This window comes from Aquimarina intermedia, assembly GCF_008124785.1.
GTDB classification, from domain to species: domain Bacteria; phylum Bacteroidota; class Bacteroidia; order Flavobacteriales; family Flavobacteriaceae; genus Aquimarina; species Aquimarina intermedia.
The window spans coordinates 254,528-277,704 of record NZ_VNHU01000005.1 but is presented as its reverse complement, the minus strand read 5'-3'; the positions used below and the strand labels follow the sequence as shown (position 1 = coordinate 277,704).

Annotated in this window: 24 protein-coding genes and 1 pseudogene; 1 reads left to right on the top strand and 24 read right to left on the bottom strand. The window is 35.5% G+C overall.

Features of this window, described 5'->3' with window-relative positions:
* Positions 1-132: 132 nt before the first annotated feature.
* Positions 133-531 carry a VOC family protein gene (locus BD809_RS09755; RefSeq protein WP_148782775.1) on the bottom strand — a complete coding sequence of 133 codons (399 nt, stop codon included), beginning with the start codon at positions 529-531 and terminating at the stop codon, positions 133-135.
* Between the two features lie 438 nt (positions 532-969).
* On the opposite strand from BD809_RS09755, the gene rimK reads away from it, so the two are divergent.
* Positions 970-1,845 carry a 30S ribosomal protein S6--L-glutamate ligase gene (gene rimK, locus BD809_RS09750; RefSeq protein ID WP_148782774.1) on the top strand — a complete coding sequence of 292 codons (876 nt, stop codon included), beginning with the start codon at positions 970-972 and terminating at the stop codon, positions 1,843-1,845.
* A gap of 170 nt (positions 1,846-2,015) precedes the next feature.
* Here rimK and BD809_RS09745 read toward each other — a convergent pair whose 3' ends face one another.
* The 23 genes and pseudogenes from BD809_RS09745 to BD809_RS09645 form a co-directional block, all read right to left on the bottom strand.
* The gene (locus tag BD809_RS09745; protein ID WP_148782773.1) at positions 2,016-2,408 is read right to left on the bottom strand and encodes a hypothetical protein; all 393 of its coding nucleotides are present in this window, start codon (positions 2,406-2,408) and stop codon (positions 2,016-2,018) included.
* A gap of 18 nt (positions 2,409-2,426) precedes the next feature.
* The gene (locus BD809_RS09740; protein ID WP_246131497.1) at positions 2,427-2,867 is read right to left on the bottom strand and encodes a hypothetical protein; all 441 of its coding nucleotides are present in this window, start codon (positions 2,865-2,867) and stop codon (positions 2,427-2,429) included.
* The gene (locus BD809_RS09735; RefSeq protein ID WP_148782772.1) at positions 2,864-3,280 is read right to left on the bottom strand and encodes a GreA/GreB family elongation factor; all 417 of its coding nucleotides are present in this window, start codon (positions 3,278-3,280) and stop codon (positions 2,864-2,866) included. Before BD809_RS09735 ends, BD809_RS09740 begins: the two co-directional genes overlap by 4 nt.
* Positions 3,281-3,306: 26 nt before the next feature.
* Entirely contained in the window at positions 3,307-4,611 is a 1,305-nt protein-coding gene (locus BD809_RS09730) for a Glu/Leu/Phe/Val family dehydrogenase (protein ID WP_148782771.1), read from the bottom strand.
* A gap of 34 nt (positions 4,612-4,645) precedes the next feature.
* Entirely contained in the window at positions 4,646-4,768 is a 123-nt protein-coding gene (locus BD809_RS15965) for a hypothetical protein (RefSeq protein ID WP_262712886.1), read from the bottom strand.
* A gap of 23 nt (positions 4,769-4,791) precedes the next feature.
* Entirely contained in the window at positions 4,792-4,974 is a 183-nt protein-coding gene (locus BD809_RS09725; RefSeq protein ID WP_148782770.1) for a hypothetical protein, read from the bottom strand.
* Between the two features lie 181 nt (positions 4,975-5,155).
* The gene (locus tag BD809_RS09720) at positions 5,156-6,496 is read right to left on the bottom strand and encodes a sigma-54-dependent transcriptional regulator (RefSeq protein WP_148782769.1); all 1,341 of its coding nucleotides are present in this window, start codon (positions 6,494-6,496) and stop codon (positions 5,156-5,158) included.
* Between the two features lie 16 nt (positions 6,497-6,512).
* Complete coding sequence (locus tag BD809_RS09715; RefSeq protein WP_148782768.1) at positions 6,513-7,592, bottom strand: sensor histidine kinase; 1,080 nt, start codon at positions 7,590-7,592, stop codon at positions 6,513-6,515.
* A gap of 198 nt (positions 7,593-7,790) precedes the next feature.
* Positions 7,791-8,357: an AAA family ATPase gene (locus BD809_RS09710; protein WP_148782767.1), complete on the bottom strand. Its 567-nt coding sequence runs from the start codon at positions 8,355-8,357 to the stop codon at positions 7,791-7,793.
* A complete protein-coding gene (locus BD809_RS09705; RefSeq protein ID WP_148782766.1) occupies positions 8,342-8,911 on the bottom strand; it encodes a hypothetical protein in 570 nt (189 codons plus the stop codon). The genes BD809_RS09710 and BD809_RS09705 overlap by 16 nt, the downstream gene beginning before the upstream one ends.
* Before the next feature lie 269 nt (positions 8,912-9,180).
* Positions 9,181-12,933, bottom strand: coding sequence for an amino acid adenylation domain-containing protein (locus BD809_RS09700; protein WP_148782765.1), 3,753 nt, complete (start codon positions 12,931-12,933; stop codon positions 9,181-9,183).
* Between the two features lie 410 nt (positions 12,934-13,343).
* Positions 13,344-13,847 (bottom strand): DUF1648 domain-containing protein, encoded by a 504-nt coding sequence (locus BD809_RS09695; RefSeq protein ID WP_148782764.1) that lies wholly within the window; start codon positions 13,845-13,847, stop codon positions 13,344-13,346.
* 116 nt (positions 13,848-13,963) lie between these two features.
* Positions 13,964-14,386 carry a hypothetical protein gene (locus BD809_RS09690; protein WP_148782763.1) on the bottom strand — a complete coding sequence of 141 codons (423 nt, stop codon included), beginning with the start codon at positions 14,384-14,386 and terminating at the stop codon, positions 13,964-13,966.
* Between the two features lie 256 nt (positions 14,387-14,642).
* Positions 14,643-15,212: a hypothetical protein gene (locus tag BD809_RS09685; protein ID WP_148782762.1), complete on the bottom strand. Its 570-nt coding sequence runs from the start codon at positions 15,210-15,212 to the stop codon at positions 14,643-14,645.
* A 369-nt stretch (positions 15,213-15,581) separates the two neighbouring features.
* Positions 15,582-15,713, bottom strand: a pseudogene (locus BD809_RS16035) (transposase); the annotation flags it as partial.
* 113 nt (positions 15,714-15,826) lie between these two features.
* Complete coding sequence (locus BD809_RS09680; protein ID WP_148782761.1) at positions 15,827-17,683, bottom strand: hypothetical protein; 1,857 nt, start codon at positions 17,681-17,683, stop codon at positions 15,827-15,829.
* A 168-nt stretch (positions 17,684-17,851) separates the two neighbouring features.
* Positions 17,852-18,670 carry a hypothetical protein gene (locus tag BD809_RS09675; RefSeq protein ID WP_148782760.1) on the bottom strand — a complete coding sequence of 273 codons (819 nt, stop codon included), beginning with the start codon at positions 18,668-18,670 and terminating at the stop codon, positions 17,852-17,854.
* Positions 18,671-18,788: 118 nt separating this feature from the next.
* On the bottom strand, positions 18,789-19,313 hold the full coding sequence (locus BD809_RS09670) for a hypothetical protein (RefSeq protein ID WP_148782759.1): 525 nt from the start codon (positions 19,311-19,313) through the stop codon (positions 18,789-18,791).
* A gap of 182 nt (positions 19,314-19,495) precedes the next feature.
* The gene (locus BD809_RS09665; protein ID WP_148782758.1) at positions 19,496-20,353 is read right to left on the bottom strand and encodes a hypothetical protein; all 858 of its coding nucleotides are present in this window, start codon (positions 20,351-20,353) and stop codon (positions 19,496-19,498) included.
* Positions 20,354-20,358: 5 nt separating this feature from the next.
* Positions 20,359-21,069 carry a hypothetical protein gene (locus BD809_RS09660; protein ID WP_148782757.1) on the bottom strand — a complete coding sequence of 237 codons (711 nt, stop codon included), beginning with the start codon at positions 21,067-21,069 and terminating at the stop codon, positions 20,359-20,361.
* Between the two features lie 292 nt (positions 21,070-21,361).
* Entirely contained in the window at positions 21,362-21,568 is a 207-nt protein-coding gene (locus BD809_RS09655; protein ID WP_148782756.1) for a hypothetical protein, read from the bottom strand.
* On the bottom strand, positions 21,565-21,867 hold the full coding sequence (locus tag BD809_RS09650; protein WP_148782755.1) for a hypothetical protein: 303 nt from the start codon (positions 21,865-21,867) through the stop codon (positions 21,565-21,567). Before BD809_RS09650 ends, BD809_RS09655 begins: the two co-directional genes overlap by 4 nt.
* 94 nt (positions 21,868-21,961) lie before the next feature.
* Positions 21,962-22,570 carry a hypothetical protein gene (locus BD809_RS09645; RefSeq protein ID WP_148782754.1) on the bottom strand — a complete coding sequence of 203 codons (609 nt, stop codon included), beginning with the start codon at positions 22,568-22,570 and terminating at the stop codon, positions 21,962-21,964.
* Positions 22,571-23,177 lie beyond the last annotated feature (607 nt).

The window sequence follows — 23,177 nt, the reverse complement described above, 5'->3', positions numbered from 1 at the left end:
ATCTTTGACTCTAAATGGAATGAGCCCGATACAATATCGAGCTCATTTCCAAAATTAAATTTTGTTTAACCGTCCAACTTTTGGGGTTCAGTCCATAAAGATGACTTTTTTTAATTTTTGGGCAAAGTTTAATTATTTAGCATTCACCATCCATTGTATACCGTATTGGTCTGTGCATCTGCCATAGTGTGCATCCCATGATGTTTCTTGAAAGGGCGTGTTTACCTGTCCCTTCGCGCTTAACGCATCAAACGCCTCTTTGGCTTCTTTCTCATTATCATAATCAATACTCATACACACCGAATTTCCAGAATTCAAAGGGGTATCAGGAGCTACATCATATCCCATAAAATGAAATCCTTTTCCTTTTAATTCTGCATGTTGTAATTTATTACGATAATGCTCTGGGATATCTTGATCTTTATTCTGCCAGGTCTCGCGATTTACGATATCCCCTCCTAATATGCCTTTGTAAAAATTAAATGCCTCTTGACATTCGCCTCTAAATGATAGGTATGCTTGTACTTTCATAATGTTATATTTTATTTTGTCATCTCTAAAATAGGCACTTTCCAATGTTTCCTCAATGCTTTTATAGCGAGCTTATAAAATGTTTAACGTAAGACTCATTTTTTCTTAAAATTACGATCTTCTTTACCTCAAATATCTCCCTATACGCTTAACTAAAAAGCTTTTTACTCACCATGGCTTTATTTGCTCTCACTAATATTCTGTTTTTTTAAGCTCGTGTATATTCAAAAAATTATTTCATCTAATAGCTCCCAGATCACAGATTTTTTATCTAACTTTTCTAACCGTATCCCACCCATCATACGGCAAGCTGAAATACAGCCAACCTGCTCAAAATTGCGTTACTCCATATTCTAGGATACTGAACTAGGATATGATGCAACTAGCTCAGTATCAACATATATTCTATTTTTTATAAACCAATTTAAAATTCAAACAATGAAAATCGTTATCCTGTCACAAAACCCCAAATTGTATTCAACTAAGCGACTTGTCGAAGCCGGAGAAAAGAAAGGCCACGAGATGGTGGTTATCGATCACTCACAATGTAATTTAGTCATTGAAAAAAAGAAACCTTCAATAATATATAAAGGAAAAGAGATCACGAATGTGGATGGTGTCATTCCACGAATCGGAGCCTCCATCACATTTTACGGCACAGCTGTAGTACGTCAATTTGAAATGATGAAAGTCTTTACCGCTACAGAATCTCAGGCACTGGTGCGATCCCGGGACAAACTGAGAAGTCTACAAATTCTATCACGAGCAGGTTTAGGATTACCTAAAACAATTTTCAGCAATTACTCTAAAGACGTTACACAAATTGTCGAACGTGCCGGTGGAGCTCCGCTAGTGATAAAACTTTTGGAAGGAACACAAGGCTTAGGCGTAGTACTCGCTGATAATCAAAATTCTGCCGAATCCATTTTAGAAGCTTTTAATGGATTACAAGCACGGGTTATCGTGCAAGAATTCATCAAAGAGGCTAAAGGTGCCGATTTAAGAGTATTTATAGTCGACGGTGTCGTAGTGGGTGCGATGAAGCGACAAGGGAAAGAAGGCGAATTTAGATCCAATTTACATCGAGGTGGCAGTGCTAATATTATCGAACTTACCGAAGAAGAAGAAAATGCAGCGCTCAAAGCTGCACGTGCTATGGGACTTGGCATTGCCGGGGTTGACATGTTACAGTCTGAACGTGGACCACTAATTCTGGAGGTAAACTCCTCACCGGGATTAGAGGGAATCGAAGGTGCCACAGGCAAAGATATTGCTAATCATATTATTCGTTACGTAGAGCGTAATATAGAATGAAATTTTGAAGCTTGACCTGGATAATATAAGAAAAGGAATCTTACTCCCAAACGGAATTAAGATTCCTTTTTCAATTCATCACTATCATGGTATCGAGATGTACTAATTGTATAAAAAAACACTGTATTTTTAGTCCATACCCTGTTGATAGCATTTCTCTATTATGCCTTTTATCTACATGAAACATCAGACAACTGTTGATATAAACGCAATTTTAATTTCTGGAAATCTTGTATCGACTGAAGATAAACCTCTCTTCTCTTTTCATGTTCTTTTGCCCGGGTAACATCATATTCTTGAGTTCCATATTCATATTCTTTTTTTAATTGTTGCTCATACTGACATAACGTCCCCATATTCAATGTATTCGTTCTTCGTAATCCTTTAATGTTTGAAACGAAGGTTGGGTTATTCAAAAACTTTTTTTCAATACGAATTATAACATCAAGTTCTGTGTTAATGTTTTCCAACATGTCCATCCACTGATTTAATTCAATGGCATCTTTTCTTATACATAGCCGCCTATGAGTATCAACTTTATAAGCCAATGATGCGTTATTCATTCTTTCGATTTTCGTGGATTAAGATGATCTATTTAACAAGGTGAGTTGCTGGCCTTGTACTTTAATGAAGAATTCATCCTTTAGTCTTCTATATTTATCCAAATGATATAAATAACTTCTTCGATAACTTTCGTGCTCTGTAATAAAGACCATATCACACTTAGTATCCTCACATTCTGTTATTTTTTCTCTGGAGAGCATATAGGCACTAAATGCATTGAGCAGATGATCATTTTCTGTCTCCTTTTTTTTAAATTTATCAAGCACACTTTCATCTTTCAATTTGCCATTCAGCTCTTCTGAGCAAAGACTGATCAAATTGTTCAACTCCTTATTGATATATTGTAAATGGTTGATCCAGTTCTTTAACTCTATGGTATTAATTTTATGGGTTACATCCAAATCATTATCATGATTGTATATTTCTGTATTTGAAGCTTCCATTCTTATATTTTTCAAGTTGTTACATTTATTTTTTGATCTTCCATTTGAATGACCGAAACAATCTTAAGTTGCTGTTTTCCGGTAAGAAAATCCCACGTCATACTATCCCCTTCAGCATAGCCGAAGAGTGCAGCGCCCATGGGTCTGAGAACTGATATTTTATCGTTTTTTGCATCTTTCTCTGCCGGAATTACGATTTGTATCGTTTTCTCCCATCCTATCTCTGAGCGCACTGTTACGTGACTCGTAAACCGCACGATATCCTTGGGTATGTCATCTTCATCTACGATAAGCGCATTTTTCAACTCCTCACCCAATCGGATTAACGACTTTTGCGTCTGAAAATCTTCAACATACTCCGAAATATTAAGTATACGTTTTAAGTATACATACTCTTTTTTCTCTATTATTAAACTGCCATACTTCATTTCTCTTTCTTTTAAATAATTATTACTTATGGAAAAATCCCTCGCTGTACATATGCTTTTTCAATACGTCTGATCGCAATACAATAAGCAGCGGTTCGCATGTCCATACCCTCACGCTCAGAATATTCAAAAACTTTATCAAAAGATTCTTTCATCTTCTTATCAAGCTTTGCCATGACTTCATCCAGTTGCCATAACTCTCCATTACGGTTTTGTAACCACTCAAAATAACTAGCTACAACACCTCCTGAATTACATAGAATATCGGGAATAACCGTTATACCACGTTCTAATAGAATTTTCTCACCATCACCATTTGTAGGTCCATTGGCTCCCTCTGCAATTAATTTCGCTTTTATTTTTGGAGCATTGTCTTTGGTAATCTGGTTACCCAGTGCTGCTGGGATACAGATATCACAATCCGTTTCAAAAAAACTTTCTTTAGCTATCTCAGAAGCTTCCGGAAAATCAACAATGCTTCCATTGTTTGCCTTGTTATAGTTCAAAAGGTTTTCTACACTAATACCTGTTTGGTTTTCAATACTTCCAAAAGCATCTTGTGCCGCTACTAATTTTGCGCCTTCTTTTTCTAAGAAATAAGCTGCCCAATAGCCCACATTACCAAAGCCCTGTACACTAAACTTTTTGTCATACAATGCCTCATTAGTACGTTCTGCCCAAAACTTTATATTTAGAAACACGCCATAACCTGTGGCACGATCGCGACCTTCAAGTCCGCCACTACCTTCCGGTTTTCCGGTTACCACATGTTGATTTGCGGTACGCTCAGCTGGCGGGCGCGTACTCATATAGGTATCTGCAATCCATGCCATGGTCTGGCTGTTTGTATTCACATCGGGGGCTGGTATATCATGCTCCGGTCCAATATTATCGGCAAGTGCATAGGTGAACCTTCGTGTAATACGTTCTAACTCTCCTTGAGAATAGTTGGAGGGATCCAGTTGGATACCGCCTTTACCACCACCATACGGCAAACCAGCTAGCGAAGTTTTCCAGGTCATCCACATGGCCAGGGCTCTTGCAGCATCAATATCCACCGTTGGATGATAACGCAATCCACCTTTATATGGACCTAAAGCATTGTTATGCTGTACGCGATAACCTGTAAAAATTTCAACTTCGCCATTGTCCATTTTTACCGGAAAATGGACAATGATTTCATTGTTGGTAATACTTAGTATCTTGCGAATATTAGGATGTAAATCAATGTGATCTGCAGCACTGTTAAATTGCTCCATCACATTCTCCATCATACCTCTTACCGGTGCTTTTTTGATTTTATTATTGAGTTCTACTGTTATTGCTGTCATAATTTTTGTTTTTTGGGGTCTATGCTTATTATTATTATTTGAAAAGTCGGTTAACGATGCTTCTCTCGTGATACTTTTCTGTGATATACTTACTTCTACGTTTCCTGATTTCGGACTTTTGAGAAGTCTTAGTCGTTACTATTGCTTGTGAATTCATAGCGTGTAATTTTAAAGTTACTTTTAAGTCATTACCATTTCTTGCTGACTTTCGGATTTTATTGATACCGGCTCTTGAAAATTATGTGATTGGGTAGTCTCTTCATCGTATTCACTACACGACCATACTTGACTTTTCTCGGTGGTTAGCACACACGTTTCATTATAGACGCACGTAGGACAAATATTAAATGGGTTTGTTTTCATAGTCTTAACTGTTATTTCATCTACTAAAAGGCAATGTGCATGCCACCAGCATACCCAAAAACAGATAGAAACAAGAAATCCCTTATATAGCAAGGGATTATAGACTTTTTGAAATGATAGGAAATTAATTAGTATCGGTACAAAATTACCCGGTTGGTGCAATTTGTACCGAAAATCATGACTATTCTGAAAGCTTTAGACGTATCGTTTTACGATCTATACCTAGAATTTCGGCAGCTTTAGTTTTATTATTATTGGTAACACGAAGTACTTTTTGAATATAACGCTTTTCCATTTCTTTCAGTGGAAGTAATGAATCTTCGGGAAATTCAAGGTTTAATTTTAACGAATCCGGTAGATGTTTCACATTAATTATTTTGTCACACATGATCACTGCTCGCTGAATCACATTTTCGAGCTCACGTATATTCCCCGGCCAGTCATACCGTTCTAAAATAGCCGAAGCCTCTGGACTTATTTTTACAAAGCCATCTTTATATTCAACCCCATATTTAAACAAGAATTTATCTACTAATAAATTTATGTCTGCTTTCCGTTCTCTAAGAGGTGCAACCTCTATTTCTACCACCGTAAGTCGATAATATAGATCTTCTCTAAAAGTTTCTTTTTTAATCATCTCCTTTAGATCGCTATTGGTAGCGGCAATGATTCGTATATCAACTTTTTCCGCTTTTTGGGAGCCTACTTTTACTACTTCTTTTTCCTGAAGTACACGCAATAATCGAGATTGTACTGCAGTTGAGGCATTTCCTATCTCATCGAGAAAAATAGTTCCACCATTAGCAGCCTGAAAGAAACCGTGCCGATTTTTTTCTGCTCCAGTGAAGGCACCTTTAGTGTAACCAAATAATTCAGCCTCTAACAAGTTTTCAGGAATCCCACCACAGTTTACTGCAATAAAAGGTGCTCTTGAGAATTTACCTTGATAATGAATGGCACGCGCTACCAGTTCTTTACCTGTACCGCTTTCCCCTTTGATAAAAATCGTGGCTTTATTATCCTTAACACGCTCAATAATTTGAATGACCTCCCTAATCTTTTCTGAGTTGCCTATGATCTCACTATAGGCTTTACTTTTTTTAGTTTCCGCTCCTACTTCTGCGAAAGCGGTATCTGTAGTAGCGCTTGTATGAGTGCTCATAGATTTATCTATCGCCTTTTTTAACTCATTCTTAGTAAAAGGTTTAGTTAGATACTCCACGACACCTGACTTAATAGCCGCCAGTGAATCTTGCACTGAAGGATAGCCGGTCACAACTAGTTTAGGTAATTTGGGATAATGTTCGGAAACAAATTTGATCAATTCAAATCCATCGATTTCCGGCATTTTCAAATCTGTAACAAGTAAATCAATCTTAGTATCACGTAAAATCTGAACCGCTTCTTTTACCGATACGGCCTTATAAGTATGATAGTTCCAGGATTGCAAATGGCGCTGTAATAGCTCTAAGATATTGATATCATCATCTACAATTAATATGTTTTCCTGTTTCAGCTGCATCGATTGACTAAATTAATTAAGATTTAGGAAGTTTTACGGTAAAGGTAGCACCTTTTCCTTTATTATTTTCTACTGAAATGGAGCCTTTGTGACTCGTAACAATTCCGTGGACAACGCTCAACCCCAATCCAGAGCCATCACCCGTAGGTTTAGTAGAAAAGAACGGTTGAAATACTTTAACCTTCGCTTCTTCTGATAACCCCGGTCCTTCATCCGAAATTTTTAATATGATATCATTTTTAGATTGAAAAGCTTCAATGGTAACAACTCCCTTTTTGGGTGAAAAGTAAATAGCGTTAATAATCAAGTTAAAAATAATTTGCGTGAGTTGGACGGTGTCTGCTTTTAACCATAAGGTTTCTTCCTCTATTTTTACAATATATTTAACTGCTTCTTTTCTGAAGGTAGCATCAAGTAGTGCAATCGCATTTTTAATGCTTGGGACAATATTTACTTGTTGCATCTCCTGCGGCATCTCACAGGCAAAAAACATTAGCTTTTTAACTACCTCACGTGAAAAAATTGAATTTTGAATAATTTTATCAAGATCATCGGCAACCTTTATATCATTCTTAAAATCGTCTTTTAAAAGCTCTGCAAACCCTAAAATATTAGCAAGTGGTGTATTGAGTTCGTGAGCGATCCCTGCGGTTAGTTCTCCTAAAATAGAAAGTCTGTCGGCATGTTCCATTTTTCGCTTAAGCAAGGTTTCATTTTGTTGCATCTCGATACGTTCTAACAGGTTACCAATTTTTAAGGCAACGCTGTCAAGTAGCTGTTTTTCTTCTTTTAAAAACGAACTTTTATCGTCTTTAAGCGAAGCAATGATTTCGCCATTTGGTTTATTAAATACGTTGATTTTTGCAGAAACACTCAGTGGCATAGTAATATTGCCGGTTTCTATAGAATTCATGGCAGTTGATATTGCTATTTCGGTCTCTTTGGGATATTGAAATCCTTTTTTAAGACTGAACGCAATAGCCTGTAGTGTTTCGGTCATTTGCCCGGCATCGGCATTTACAATAATAGAAGAAACTTCGTATAAGCAGGTGAGCTCCTTAATACGTTCTTTCAAGGCATCTTCGGTAGTATTCATCAAGGGTCGATTTAGCACTGCCACAATAATATATCATTAACACATCGTGATGGTAGTATCCTTTTACTTTTTCAAAAACAAGATAAAGATATCTCTTATTATTTAAAAGCCATGAAGATTTCTGACATTCCACACAGTATGGAGATGATTACCTAGTTTATCTCAATAACGTTTTGTAAATGCTTTGTTTATGGGTGCTTATTCGGTAATGAGGATCCCATCTTTCATTTCAGTTTTACTTGGCCTTTCAAACCAATCTTCCATAAAATCAAAATTTTCTGTACTTACTTCGAATTCAAAGGTAGCACCTTTTTCTTCGTTTCGTTGCAGTACCCTACTCAGGCGTGTTTCTTTTGATATATCTAAAAAATGAAGCTGTACCTCATACCCTTTATCGCTCGCAAAGGTTCCGAATTTTTCTCGGTGCTTAAATTTTGATAAACCCAAATCGAGAATTGAATCTGTGTTGGCCGCTTCTAATTGTTCGATCAAATTCATCATGATACGCTCTGCTCTCTCAATCCGCTCCAGAAACCAGTCTAAACCATCTTCTGGCTTTTTATCGGCAAGAAACAGTGTATTGTTCCATTTGTCAATCGAAAAAACAATACCCTTTGTTTTCTGTTTTAACTCAGCCGCATAGGTGGTTTTTCCTGAGCCTGTATTGCCAACGATTAGATGGATCATGTTGTTGATTTTATGATAATAATTTTTGCGTGTCAACCTACTATGAGACTTACAAAATATAGTTATTTGTTTTTCCATGTATTATAAAACCCCATTCGATTCAGTTGGGATTCATATTCAACGTTTTGGTCTGCAAAACTAGCATTTGATTTGCTAATTGTATTCATCTTATATTTAGTCTGAATAGTTCTTATCGGCTCTCCATCAAAATTGAAATAAAGTCTCTTTTCCACAGTTAAAGGTTCCTCTGCCTGATAAGTATTCATTCTCCAAAATACAAAATAAAGGTTATTATCCTTATTAAAATAGTAATCAGAGCTAATGTACCAATCCCCAGATATTGAGTAGTTGTCATAATGAACATAGGTTCCTAAGTTGATGTCTTCAATAACACTCGCGATTTGACATAGAAGCTTATCCTCATCATATGTTTCACTACTACACCATTCATCATTTCGATAATTCTCCCCCCAAACATAGTGGTAAAATTTAGATGAAGTTTTCAATTCATCTTTAACAACTGGTTGCCATTTTTGAAACTTTTCCCGAATCGCATCAATAACCTTTCCCTCCTGCCCAAATGAGTAAGTGCAGATCAACAGGCATAGTTGGATAAGTAGTTTTTTCTTCATTGCTAATTTATCTATTCTATAATTCAACTGTATCCATTTATCACTCCAAACTCATCTGATTTTCCTAATCCGTTGTAATGAATCGAGATTGTTTCTGGCAAATGATTAGACGATAAGATACGAAAATGATACGATTCACAGTTAAGAATGATACATGAGGGAGCACCCTTTTCCTCATTTCATACATTATACATCATGACCCTTCTCCCACAAAGAAATTTGGGGAAGAAGGGACCTTGGATCTAACAAAAAAATCGCTTCTGATCTTTTTATTCTAGAACAGCATGAACGCTCTCACGCTGCTCCACCATTCGTGCAATAAACCATATAAAAGGTTCTACTTGCCCTTTTAGCACACAAGTTCCCTCGCAAATGCTATTGAGTAATCCTTGAACGTCTGAGGACTGCAAAGCAGTTACTGTTTGCTTATCTGTAAGAAGCATTGAACAATAAGATATATCACAACTTCTTTGCCCATTTAATACTACTTCTCCATCTTTTACCAAAATAGTGATAGGCTCAGATTGCCCAGAAACACTAACAGCTATAGCAAGATTTGGAGTAGAAACAGTTACCTCAGCTATCGATTTTTTTAGAAAGTCTGTAAACGCATCGGCCCAGACTACTAAATCAGCGCTTTTAATAGTAATATCCTTTTTCTTATCCTTTTTTTCTTCAAATTGTTCCTCTACTTCACGTTCTGCTTCGATAAGCGCTTTTACCGTTTTGTCTATATCATCACGCGTATGGGATGCCGAGCAAATAAATCTCAAGCGCCCTCGTCCGATTTCAACTATGGGATACGTAACTGCTAATGTTTGAACACCACGTTCATATAAGCCTTGCACTATTGCATATAACTTATCTTTGTCTCCAAAATGAGGTGTGACAATAGGACCGTCTCCGGTTCCCAGATCATAGCCTGCTTCTTCAAATTGCTCGCGCATATAGCGTGTCGTGTCCCATAATTGCTTACGTAACGTATCATCAGAGCGTAGACGTCGTAATGAAGCGAGTCCTGCTGCTATGTCTGCAGGACTAATAGAAGCTTGAAAGATATACGCTCTGGAGGATGATTTCAAAAGATCAATGTGCTGCTGGCTAGCCGCTATAACGCCTCCAATACTTCCCAACGCTTTACTAAGCGTCGTCATAATAAAATCCACCTCTTTAGTGACACCTTGCGCAGCACATACTCCGGCTCCATTCTCACCATAAAAACCAAAAGAATGGGCTTCGTCCACTAACACAAGTGCATCATATTTTTTAGCGGTACGCACTATTTCTGCAACCGGTGCAGTACCTTCCCCCATACTATATACGCTTTCTAACACTACCAGAACTGTGCGATAGGGTGACACTTCTGATTCAAGGACAGCCGCAAGATCAGATGCATTATTATGCTTAAACGTTCTCATAGTTGCACCGCTTAGACGAGCGCCATCAACAATGGATGCATGACAGAGTTGATCGATCACAACGACATCGTTTTGTCCAAGAAGACCAGAAATCGCTCCCAGATTAGCTGTATATCCGGTAGGAAACAAGCATGCACTAGGTTTCCCTACTAAATCGGCAAACTCTTTCTCAAACTCCAGATGTTGAGTAGTCATACCAGTCGCTGCCGCCGAAATACCCATTCCGGTGCCGTAACGCGCTAAGGCATTTGAAGCTTCCTCGATAATTTGTGGATCCCGGTTCAAACCAAAATAAAGATTGGTCGACCAGATAATAGCTTCCTGCTTTTCATTAGTATAGGAGTCCCCTATGGTCCCTCTGGCCGCACTACCCGTTTGTAATACTTTCCCATAAGGATTTCTGCGATTATTATTTACCAAGTGCATAAACTCCTGAACCAGCTTGCTTTTATCATTAGCACTCCATGAGGGGGCATTCGCAGCCTGAAATGTTGGATGACTGGACTGAATATTAATTTGGAAACTGGCAAGCGTATCCCGAACCACCTTAGGTCGTTTATTTGCTAAATGATTATCAGGACCACTTCCTGCCGTAGTAATAATATAATTTGCTAACGTGTTTGGGGTAGTATATTCAAAAATCTTTTGAGCTGACACCTCCTGCCCTAACACTTTGCTAAGTCGACTACTAAACTCTAAGGTACTCAGTGAGTCGAGACCCATGTTTTCAAATGCATCGTCTGGCACAACATCCTTGGGATCACCAAAATTTAGGATTGAAGCCAGTTCATTCTGAATGATTGACAGGATGGCTGCTTGCTGATTATCTTTGGAGCCTATAAATTGTTGTACCAGTTTACCTGTGCCATTTGCTGTATGTTCTCCTGATGTAACTTTCTCTACAACATCTTCTATCCGTACCTCTGTTTCCATGCTCACGAGTTTCTTACGATCGAGTTTGTCATTGGGTAAAAACGGTAAAGATTCTAAGTGTCTTACAACTTGAGGTACCATGTACTTGGGTAGGCGTTCTGATAAATAGGATTTGACTTTTACTTCAGTTACCGCTGCATCCCGACTTACCACGTAGACTACCAATATTTTTTGACCTATACCACCATCTACGGCAGCTGCAGCTGCAGCGTCAACACCCTCCATTGACTCAAGTGCCGACTCAATTTCTTCAAGCTCTATTCTAAAACCTCTGATCTTTACTTGTTGATCAACTCTACCCAGAAATTCAATTTCTTTATTTTCTGTCCAGCGACACAAATCTCCGGTTTTATATAATCGATTGTCCGGTATCAGATCACAAGGTTCCCTTTCTATAAAACGTTCTTTCGTTAGCTCCTCATCATATAAATATCCGCGTGCAAGCTTGCTTCCTGCAAGGTACAATTCACCGGCCTCTCCGACAGGAACTGGTTGCATAGCATCGTCCAAAATATATGCACGAGAGTTCGCTACCGACTTGCCTATCGTAACTATTTTAACTCCCGAAGGAACCTCGGCCAGGGTTGAATATACCGTGTCTTCAGTAGGACCATAAGCATTTAAGATACGTAGATTCGGTGCTAAAGCGTATACCTGTTCTACCACTGAGCGTTTGAGCGCCTCGCCTCCAAAAACTAAGCATCGTAATCCCTTGGGCAATGTTTTAGTAGTTAATAGTGCTTGCAGTGCCGAGGCAACGATTACAACAGTTCTCAACTGATCCGCCGCAGGAAGCGTGGTCAGCTCAAGCGCATTTTTTGCAAGGATAATGGTACCACCAAGTGATAAGGTTCCCATAATTTCCATCACCGAAGTATCAAAACAAACCGAAGCTCCGGCAAATACACCTTTTAGTTCTTCATCACTAAATTTCTCACGCATGGACTGACGCATGGCAACAACGTTTTTATGTTCTACAGCTACTCCTTTTGGGCGCCCTGTTGATCCTGAGGTATAGATGACATAAGCCAAATCATTTGCAGAGGGTCGAATTGTAGCATCCGTATAAGATCCAACTGAATTAATCCATAGCAGTTCACGTACACCTTTACAAAGGGCTGCTGCCTTATCCGTATCAACAATGGCTGCTACCGCACGAGAATGTTCTAACATATATTGCACTCGATCTTGCGGGTATGCTGGATCCAAAGGTACATAAGCACATCCTGCTTGCATCACTCCAATAAGTGTAGCAACAAGTTCCCAGGTACGAGTCATGCACACCCCAACTAATGATCCCGGTACTACCTTACGATTATTGAGCTCTCCTGCCACTTCACTAGCCCGTTTCATAAGGTCCTTGTACTCAATATTGGTATTACCATCAATAATTGCCGTCCGTTCGGGATGTGCTAACATTTGTTGGATAATTAACCCGGATATGGTTGTTTTCATTACCTCACCGGATTTTGGAAACAACTCTTTCTCCATAAACTTTTGCAGATCTTGAGCAGACATTGTAATAATCTCTTCTGAATGTTCAACTCCGGCTGCATGTAACATGCGTTTTCGATTATTGGTAATTTCGCCTTCTGTAGCACCGGAATTAAAATGATTGAATGCTTCTGTATTGGTCAACAGTTCGTTGAAAAACTGAGTTAATTTGTCCATTCTTTCCTTCTTTTATAATTAGTTAGTATGATTAAAAAACAAATGATTGAGGGCGTCAATTGTATGTACATCTCTTTTATCATAACATTCAAATTTGTAAAAACCTAAGGATCATGACATCTGTTCAAACTTAATTGCTTACTACCAATGGCTTCTTCAATTAGCTAAATGGTCTAGTCTTCTATTTTAGCAATGCTAGCAACAAGAGATGAAAAGTTTATAATCAGAATCAGTGGATATTTTGGTTTTAAGTAGTACTAAACTACCGATTTTTTTTGAAACAGATATTTTATCAAAGTCTTTGTAAAAAGAAAAAGAAGGGAATGGGAAACATGAAGTGGAATAAAAGGAGAGCTCAAACACTGGAAACCTTATCTTGATCTTAAACATCTGAAAGACCAGAAATTTTATCAATTCGTCTTTATGATCTTAAGCAAAAAGTAAGCTATCGAAATAAACATGACTCCAAGTGATACCGGAAAAAGCCAAGCCCCAAGATCATCGATAGTTCCTGTTGCTTTTTGTAAAGTTGTTAGAACAACTAAAGTAAAAACAACTACAATAGTCAATTTAACCACCCGTATTAATCGTGTTGCCAGCGTATAGTTTTTTAAAGCATTTTCGTTTGTGATTGTCTTAGGATAATTGAAAATGTGTGGTTTTCTAACCAATAGCATTATCCCAATATAGCATATCAATGCCAGACTCGGACCTAAAAAAATATTCCCTTTGTGACCAAACTCATCTGCTTTTCCTAACCCATTATAATGAATCGGTATTATCTCTGGTAAATCAGGATACGTTGATAAAGGCAATATCCAAATTATCATCAATAGGATAGCCGCTACCACTTCGATACTTTTATCCAAATTAGTTAATGATATTTGAATTTTTGGACGCGCTGTTTGAGTCATTTTTTGTTTGTATTCTATTAATTAATATCAAAAGTATCAATCCATAAACATAACATTTATACTATCTGGGTTATAAATTGCCTTCATTGAAACACTCGATTTTGATTAATCCTTGTCTACTTAAGCCAACCTTTTTTAGCAGCTTTTTTACTATAATAATAAAGAAAAGCTGCGATCCCAATAACCATCATAGGTATAACAATAGAAAATACAATAGAAGTTTTTTTAATGTCGAAAAAAAACAGCCAATAAAATTCAATAAAAAGTAAAGTTATCAATGCAATTGCAAAGAAGACAGTGGCAACCTTTCGTCTCATAAAAAGCATAAAACTACCAAGCATTTCCGAGAATAGGGCGATCAAAAATATAACTATATACCAAAAAGGGATGGACTGCATACTATCAAATTCCTCAGTAGTCATATTTTCTTGTAGCATGTCTAGCTCAAAGGAACTAAAATAGATTTCTATGATATTCCACAAAAGCGCAAAGGTAGCCACAATCCAAAAGGATGTTGGCGGTTTAACGTTTACAACCATAATTTATATTGTTTTGACTGAGTGCTTTATAAAGATAGGTAAATTAACGTGGATTTTGAATTAATAGTTTCAATAGTAGTTATTTAGATGATAAACGCAACTTTAAAAATACTTGCGGTGTTAACCAAGGCTAGCTACATTCTTTTACCGGTATTCAAAGTATTCTTGGTTTTTTTCCTGTACTGTTATCTACGAATTAAAAAACTCGTTTATTTGTATTAAAATTTTTACTTCTTAGCATACTATTAGCAACTACTTATTCCGTATAAAAATCATTATAGTAATAAATCATATCCTTTACCGTAGATTTTCTGAACTCCCCACTATTCACCTTATTAACCAGTCCAGTACAATCAGAAAAATATTCTTTTACTTTTCTCCTAAAATTACCTGTCAAGGCTACCGGAAACTCATCTCCCTCTTTTTGAATATAAATTTTCGAAATTGAAAATTGTTGTCGTGATCTTGATGTTGGCAAACCGTTCGTCATTCCGTGATTTGCATAAAAATAATACGTGGTTACATCAGAGAATAATTTTGTGTTTTCATATACAAGTACTTCTACTAGTGTTGCAGGTTTATCAGGTTTTAATTGCACGTATTCAAAAGTAGTGCTCATATTGAAGCCATAGAAAGTTATCTTTTTGACCATTAGTTTTGTCCATATATCCGGTTTGTCATCTAGGGAAATACGAAATTTGATTTTATCAGTTTTATGAAGCATGCCGTACCCCTCGATGGAGGTTCCATCATTAAAAAACAATTCTGCATCCGTATCTTGTGAAGTCACTAGTCCATAACAGGCAAAGGCTATAAAAAATAGCATACATTTTTTCATTTGTAAATGATACTTACCACCAGTTTTTGTTTGTGCTAATCCTTGACCAATGATTAAAGCTTTCTTAGTACTATTTCTCTTAATTTTATAAAATTATTAAAAAACTATTCTGTTTGTATTATAGCATTTGTACATTTTTTTATTGCAATGGTACGAGCACAAAGTCCGTGGTAGCGAGGGAATTTTTTACTTTAATTTATCTTCTTGATTTATTCGTATTATTATATCCTTTCGCAAACGTTTAATTTATTTAAAGTCATTCTTTGTTGGAATTGAAAAATAATTTCCTTCTTCAAGATTTTGTTTTTGAGTGGCAAGTGAATTATTAGTGCCAATAATCTTCAAATTTTTAATTATAAGCTCAGACACTCCAAGTCCGCCATACTTCTTCTTCCAGTAATAAAAGGTGCTTAGCTTATACCCATTTTTCTACAAATCCCACCCCGTGAAAGCGGTTCCTGTTTCAACTTGTTTAGTCACAAATACAATTTGGGATTCGGGATATTTTGATCGTCTCGTATTAAATAAACTGTTTTAAAATTAATCATTATTAACTCAGAATTCTCCAAATTTTAACTGTGCTGTATATCAGAGGAGATCAATCAAAACCTTGTAAAATAAGGATATTCGAAAATTGGCAAAATATGGGGGCTAACGAATGATTTAAAAACTCTTTCTCTTGAATTTGAACTTAAATAAAACGGATTAGAGGTTACCAATACATTTCGAAGATAATCTTCATATGAATTGAAAGAAGAATAGTTTTCGGCGATTGCCTGAATTGGTTCAAAATCAGCGTTATTAAAAACTTCATGAATATTTCCTTCAAACAGCCCCTGTGGTATTTTAGGTATTATAATCTTATCAACTGTGCCATCAAAAATAAATTCTAAAACAACGCTTGGGTTGTCAATAGAGATAGGAACGCCAGCTTGAGTTTCATTTTCTATCCGAATTTTACCAACTTCATAATTAGATATTCCTTGAAAATTAAGTTGGTTTCCAATTAATGAAAAATCCATAGATAAATTCGGAATATCTATTGACTGAGGAGGCAAGCCTAGTCCTTCTTTATAATAATTGTTAGCACGTACTGAATAAAAATAATTGCTAAAAATATCTGGAAAATGATATTTATATAATTGAAAGGCTACCGAAGGCATTCTTGAATCATAGAGGTCGTGACCACTAAAAACATTCATTAATTCGGTGTTTTCAAAACCATAAATTCTTAAAAATTGGTTATTAACTGTTGAATTAAGATCTATAGAACTAGTAATTACATTGTTGCTACTAAAATCAGAAGATTGTAATGCAGAAACATTTTCAAGATGATCGATAAAAGCCCATTTATAATCATCTGTTGTCGATTGGCTATCATATGCTTTAATCAATGTCTTTGAAGATCCCAAATTATTTGCATAAGAGGTTGTTAGAGTACCGCTCAAAGTGTTACTGATATTGACCATCGAATACCCTTGTCCTGAAGCTTTTATATTTCCTGATAAATTAAGATTGCTAGTGCTTAAATCTATGACTGCATGCGAATTTGTTAGAGGTCTTGGTTTTAAAGTGATTTCGTTTCCAATTCTTTTTTTCGATAAATTACTGTAACAAAATACATTATAAATACTATTGTCAAATACTTCAAAAAATGTTAGCATGTATTCAGCATCAGGGCTAATAGTAATATTACAAAATTCTAAGGTTTCTGGCTGATTATTATAGGTCTTGCTATCAATATAGTTTCCTTCAGCATCTGAAAGTACAATTATCAGTTTTTCTATGGAAGCTCTAGTGAAATCGTTTGGTAAATTAATGTTAACAAAAGGCTTCCCTATCAATACATTAATTGAATCAGATGACTTGTTGCCAACCTCGTCTTCCATTAAAAATTTTAGTTTAGTTTGACCTTCTGAATATAAATTTGGATCTATTTCAAATGTGTAATTAGAATTTCCTTGGATTTCAGAAACGAATACATCATTGACTAAAAATTGTACGTTTCTAACATTTGTGACAGCATCTTCGATAGTAGAATTCAGTATTATTTTATTGCAAATAACTTGACCAGGAATAAGCTCTAGATTGGAAATGACAGGACCGTTATTGTCAGTTCTAAATTTCAGTGATTTCTTTACTGAATTTTGATTTTTTTGAAAAGCTTCTACTTCAAATAAATGCTCTCCGTCAGAATATTCTGATCCAATAAGATTGAATTCATATGGAGGTATCGATAGGGTTTTCTTTATATCACTATCTACTGAAATAATAATTGAATCTATTACAATGTCATTCTCAATTGTAATTGAGATAGTTTTTTGATTCAAAATCTCAAGAGTATCAAAATTTAAAACAATATTGGAAGATTCTAAAACAGGTTCAGAAATCACATCATCTTCACCACATGATACTATAAGTATTAGTAAAAGTAATTTAAAAAAAGGATAATTTTTCATTTCATCTTATTTAATAGTTATTATGTAGCGTTGTTGAGTAAGAAAAGGAAACTTCACCCTACGTATCACTAACAACTTAATGTGATAGTCTCACATCGTGTAGCTCATGTTGTACAAATCTAAGCAATTAAATATATAATGATGTAGCCAATGGAAAAATAAGCAGTTCTAATTTGGGGAAGCTGACACCGGAGTTGGAAAAAATGTTGGATCAAAGCTGCTTTCTATTTCAACACTTGAGGTTTCCAAATTAATTTTCAGCTGATATTGTTTATACAATTTATGAAAGTATTCGACATCTATAAGATCCTCTTCTAATCTTCTTATTGACATTTCATATACCCTATTGTTTTTAGTATCCGCAGTTAAGGCGATATGATAATTTTTGATTAACGCTGGTATTCCCTTAGAAGCAAAGGGTTCAATTTCTTTTAATCCTGCTGTTATCAACACGTCATGTATGTTTTGAAGAATTAGATAATATTCTTTACTAAGTGTATTGCTAGCATAAGAGTCTTCTAAACGATATAAGTTCATCATTAGGTCTTCAGGTTGTACTGCACTACCCAATTGAAATTCAATGCCTCCATCGGCCGTTCTTATTACAGCGGGATCCTCCCAATCCACACCAATATTTTGAATCCCTAGATTAACATCTCCCTTTTTGTAAATTTTAGGGTTAATAAGAAATGTTATTTCATTATAAGCATAGTAATCTTTAACATTGCGAATCTTGTTTTTAAGATGAACTCTTGTCAATTGATTCAAAGGATATCCATTATTTCTTAATTTTTTGGCAATGTCTACGATGAGTTTTTGTTCTAAATCTGTAAAATTAGCAATGTTAGGTGCAAGCCCTCTGGTAATCTTCATAGATAGTTTTTGGTGATCTGCTATATTTAAAAAAGGTATTGTTGCATCTGTATCCTGTGCAGTTATTAGACCATGACAAGCAAGGACCATTAGAAGTAGCATACATTTTTTCATTTGTAAATGATTTTAGCTGCCGCTATTTCTCAACTGATAGATACTGCTTTCTTGATCATATCCTCTTCCAATGTCTAAAAATAAATATGCTGTTTGTACAATAATTCTTGGGTGCATTTTAGTAGTCTTTAATTCTTGTTGTTAGAGATTGTCTATTGCCAAAGTCAAGTTCTGCACTAAATACGAAGTCGTAAATTTCTGATTCTATTTCCCAAACTGTTGAATCTTTTCGAGTTAATTCCATCTTTTCATTTGAGTCCAATGGATTAATTCCGTAATCAGGTGAAAAAGCAATCAACTTTCTAAACAATTTTGAATTTGTAGGCTTTGAAGTGGAAACTAAACTATCTGAAATGTCTAATTCTATTAATAATGATTTTGTGCTATACAAGTCGCTAAGTTCTTTTCCTTCCTTGAAAATTGGATTTCTCTCAACCGATATAATCAAGACTTGATTTATGCCACCTTCAATTTTATACGCGTTTTCGAGAGTATCAATAATCAACTCAGAATTGTTGTATGTCTCAAACGTTCGAGTTATTTCCCAATGGTCCACATAGTCGCCTATAGCTAAGTCGCTCCTTCCACCACAACTTGCCAGTAGCAGAACAATTATGATCTGTATTAAGTATAGAATTTTCATTGTTCGTTTAGTGCCACACAAAGTGTTCTGATATGATTAGTTGCGTGTTTTATGCTCCTAATTTAGTAAATTAGGTGATAAAATAAGCATTTGCTATTGCTAAATCTAGGTGGTCCCATGATGAAAAATGTTGTAACAAGGTTAACATAAAAAACTTGATTCTCAATTCAGTTCCTTATTGTTTATAGTTTTTTTATTTCATATTCAAATTGCAGAACTCTAAAATTCCATAAAGTTAGAGTTTGTATGGCCGTAATTCTATCATTCACACTTTTCACTACTAGCCTATCCTTAAATGACTTAATAAACTTAGTCCATAGCTGTCCTTTTGAGTCTTTTAGCAAAAAGTAAAATCCGCTATCACCAATTTTTTGACCTGAGGAATCCAATATCAGTTCCCCGTTTTTACTAATCTTAGGAGTTAAAATGACTGTTGCGTTCCCATTTGGTAAAGGAAAAATTGCTTTGATGCACGTCTTACCTGATGGAATAGTACAAGTTTCATAAACACCAGAATAGACTACTTGACCTGTCGATTTAAATTCTCGAAGCCAAATTGTTCTTTCAACTCTATTGGTTTTAGAATTGAGTAGTTGAATTATATCACTCGTCAATTCTGATGAATCCTCTAGATCTTGAATTGGAACATTCAATTGTTCTATTCTCTTGCTGAAAATTAGTCTTACCAAAATGCCAAATCCTTTAAATAGTGGATTCCATTTTGCTTTTAATCGAAGTTCATAATCAGATGTGTTTTCATAAAAGTCAATCACATCTTTAGATAAAGCATTTATTTCATTTACAGACAGATTTAACTGGTCAATTGATTCTATTAGTCCTTTGCCTGTTTTTTGGTTACCAATAACTAACTGTTCTTTTACCGCTAATTGCTTAATAAATTTTTGACCAATACCACTTGTACCACCAAAAGGACCCAAAAGCCATTCATGATTTGTTTTGTCAATTTTTCTCCCAAAAACAATGACCCATTGCTGAGTAATCCAATCTTGTAGATTTTGTTTTCCGTGTGCTATCGCCATTTTTACTAGAGTGCTGAAGTGTTGGGAATAAAGTTTGATTGTCCTTTCCATCTACCAAACTCGGCCAAAGGTTTAAATCTCAATGTGGTGAATTCAAAATGAAAGTCTTTTCTTTCTCTTTCTCTCATTGCTGAGGCATGTCTCTTAGGTTTTTTAACCGCACTATGACCATGAACCATATCGGTCATTTCTTTTTCAGTTTTCCAAATTGAAAAAGTTGATACTGTGTTTGGAAACTTTACTGATGCCAATGAAAGGGTAGTACCGGAATGATCTCTTACTAGTTTTTCTACAGGCCTCCCCCAACGGATAAATCTGGGCACTGCAAAAGGTTTCATTCGTGCTATTGTTACAGCAACTACTGGAGAATTTGGATTTTCTAATTTGTCCTTATCGACCGGTATTTTAAATCCACTAAAACTTCCCCATTCTCGAATAAAAGACAAACGAACATACCATCCTTTTGACAGAACTTTTCCAAAATTATCTTGTTCCAAATAGCTGTTAAGTGCAGTTTCATTTTCCCATTGTATAAAAATTGCTACCTGTCCTATTAAGACTCTAGAAGGAGAAAAAATTGGAGAACCTAGAGTCATTGCTGTCATGTATTCGGAGTGAATCAGTCCCTTTGTATTCTTGGAAATTGGATTCGAGAAGATTCTTTTTGCCGCAACAAAAAAAGGTAATTCGACTAAATGATAAGAGAATATACTCACTTTGACTTTGATTGATTTATTAGTTTAATAGGTTCTTCAAGTTACGCATAACGTTCTGTTTATAAAAAGCAGCAAGGCGAATTGCTGCTCTGCTCTACGAATTTTCTGCGCATTGGTTGCCAACCTTTACTTTCTGCAAGCCTTTGCCATTGCAGAATCAGGATTACTATACAATGATTCTTATAGAAGTGCTTTTGTGAGAAATAAACACAGTATTGCTTGTTTTTTGGAACAGTACTCTGTTATTATACGACGTTTTTGTTTTATTTAAAAAATGGTAAGATTTGTGTCTCTAGTTTATTTTGAAACTCATTAGATCTCTCATTCTAAATGATTTTGCATTATTCCATTTATCTTTACTTATTCTATACCAGAAAAATGATATACTAATTTCATCTATTCCTTTAATTAAATCTATATGAGATATTAAATCTAAATATTTTTTTGAAACTAATTCAATTAGTTCATTTTCATTCAAATCGGCCTGTTGTCTAGTCATTTCAACTCTTTTTTAGAATTTAACCAGATGATTCTATAATTTAGAAAGTGTATAATACAAGTTTCACGTAACTCGAAAAATTGTTTTCCAGATCTTTCAATAACATACCAGTTAAAGAAACCGTCATCTACAGTATCAGGCATAATTTGAAAATATGGAGTTTTTTCTTCTAATGGAGTGTGTTCAGATTTGCCCCATTTTCTATGTGCTCCTTGAGCAAAAACATAATTATGTCCAGTAAATTGTTTTAGAAAAATTCTGGCTTCTTTTTCATTAAGGTATTCGTTTTCTAGTTCCATTTTCGTTTTTTAAATTTTCGTTAAGGGACATCCTTTACACAAGTTAAAGATTAGACTTTACACTAAATTAGTTTCTAACCTTGTTGATTGTTTTTTATTTCTTTCCTATCCAAACATCACCCATTAGTCTAAAATACACTTTACCATCTTCATTTTCAATGACTCTATAAGAGTTTTCCTTCAGTTTCTTATAAAATCTTTGGTGAGTAAAATAGTCTTTGTTACTACCATATTGTTCTTTAGGCCATTCGATTTCCCATTCAAATGTCGCTTCTAAGTCAACTTTTCTAGTCCAACTTAAGTCTGCTAGTTGATGCTCAAAGGGTCTGAAATTGTCAGGTACAAAATTTTTAGTTTTCTTAGATTCTAGAAATACCTCATTTTCATAATAGTCGATTTTAGAATCTATGCAACAAACAATTTCGGATAATTCTAATCTTGGATCATAAAGCCAGACTGCTAAATAATATTCGTAATTAAGTTTTTGCAACTGTACATCCCATTCATTATGAATTCTAAGAAGATTTTCAAGCACAAATTTTCTTCCCTTTCCTTTCAAGCCTATATTCGCTCCATACCAATCCTCGAATTGAAAGTTGAAGTATTTTTCTTCATTCAGAAAGTTTAGGTCAAGTTGACTATCTTTCATTATCGAATCCTTAATACTGTCAAAATATCTTTTATATCCTCTAATCTTTCTCATTTTGCAGGGTCTCATCAAATGCAATACAAAACCATTATACAATCACCTATGGTAGCTATATTTCTCTTATAAAAGTAACTCAACGTTACCAAGCGGGGTGGGGATTTTGGTTTTAATGATGACTAAACTACAGATTTTATTTGAGATAGACGATTTCTTTTAAGGCGCTAGTTGTCGCTATTTACTAGGCAGAAGGCAAAAGTTTATCGAAAAGAACTAGGAACCATGATGACAGGAAACAGGATCATGACCTTTAAATCTTAATTTTCCATTGACAACTGATCAACTACTCATCACTTTTGCATCCAAAACTTTTCATTTTACATTTAATATTTAGACGCCACCCTTTCCGACCGCGCGTTGCTTGGCCACCTTTCCCTGTCTAGGGAAAGGAGCATCTTCTACATGTCTCACTAAATATAGAGGCAAACGATAAAGTACGGTAGAACCCGTATTCGGCACGCAAAATCAATGTTTTAGATCTAAAAAGGCCAATGAAGTAATGCATCTATCCGCTATCGCATATAATTTGAAGAAGTACTTAAAAATCATCAAGAAAAACCCGATACGTAAAGCGGGAGTGTATTTAGCCCCTTATTTTTCGATT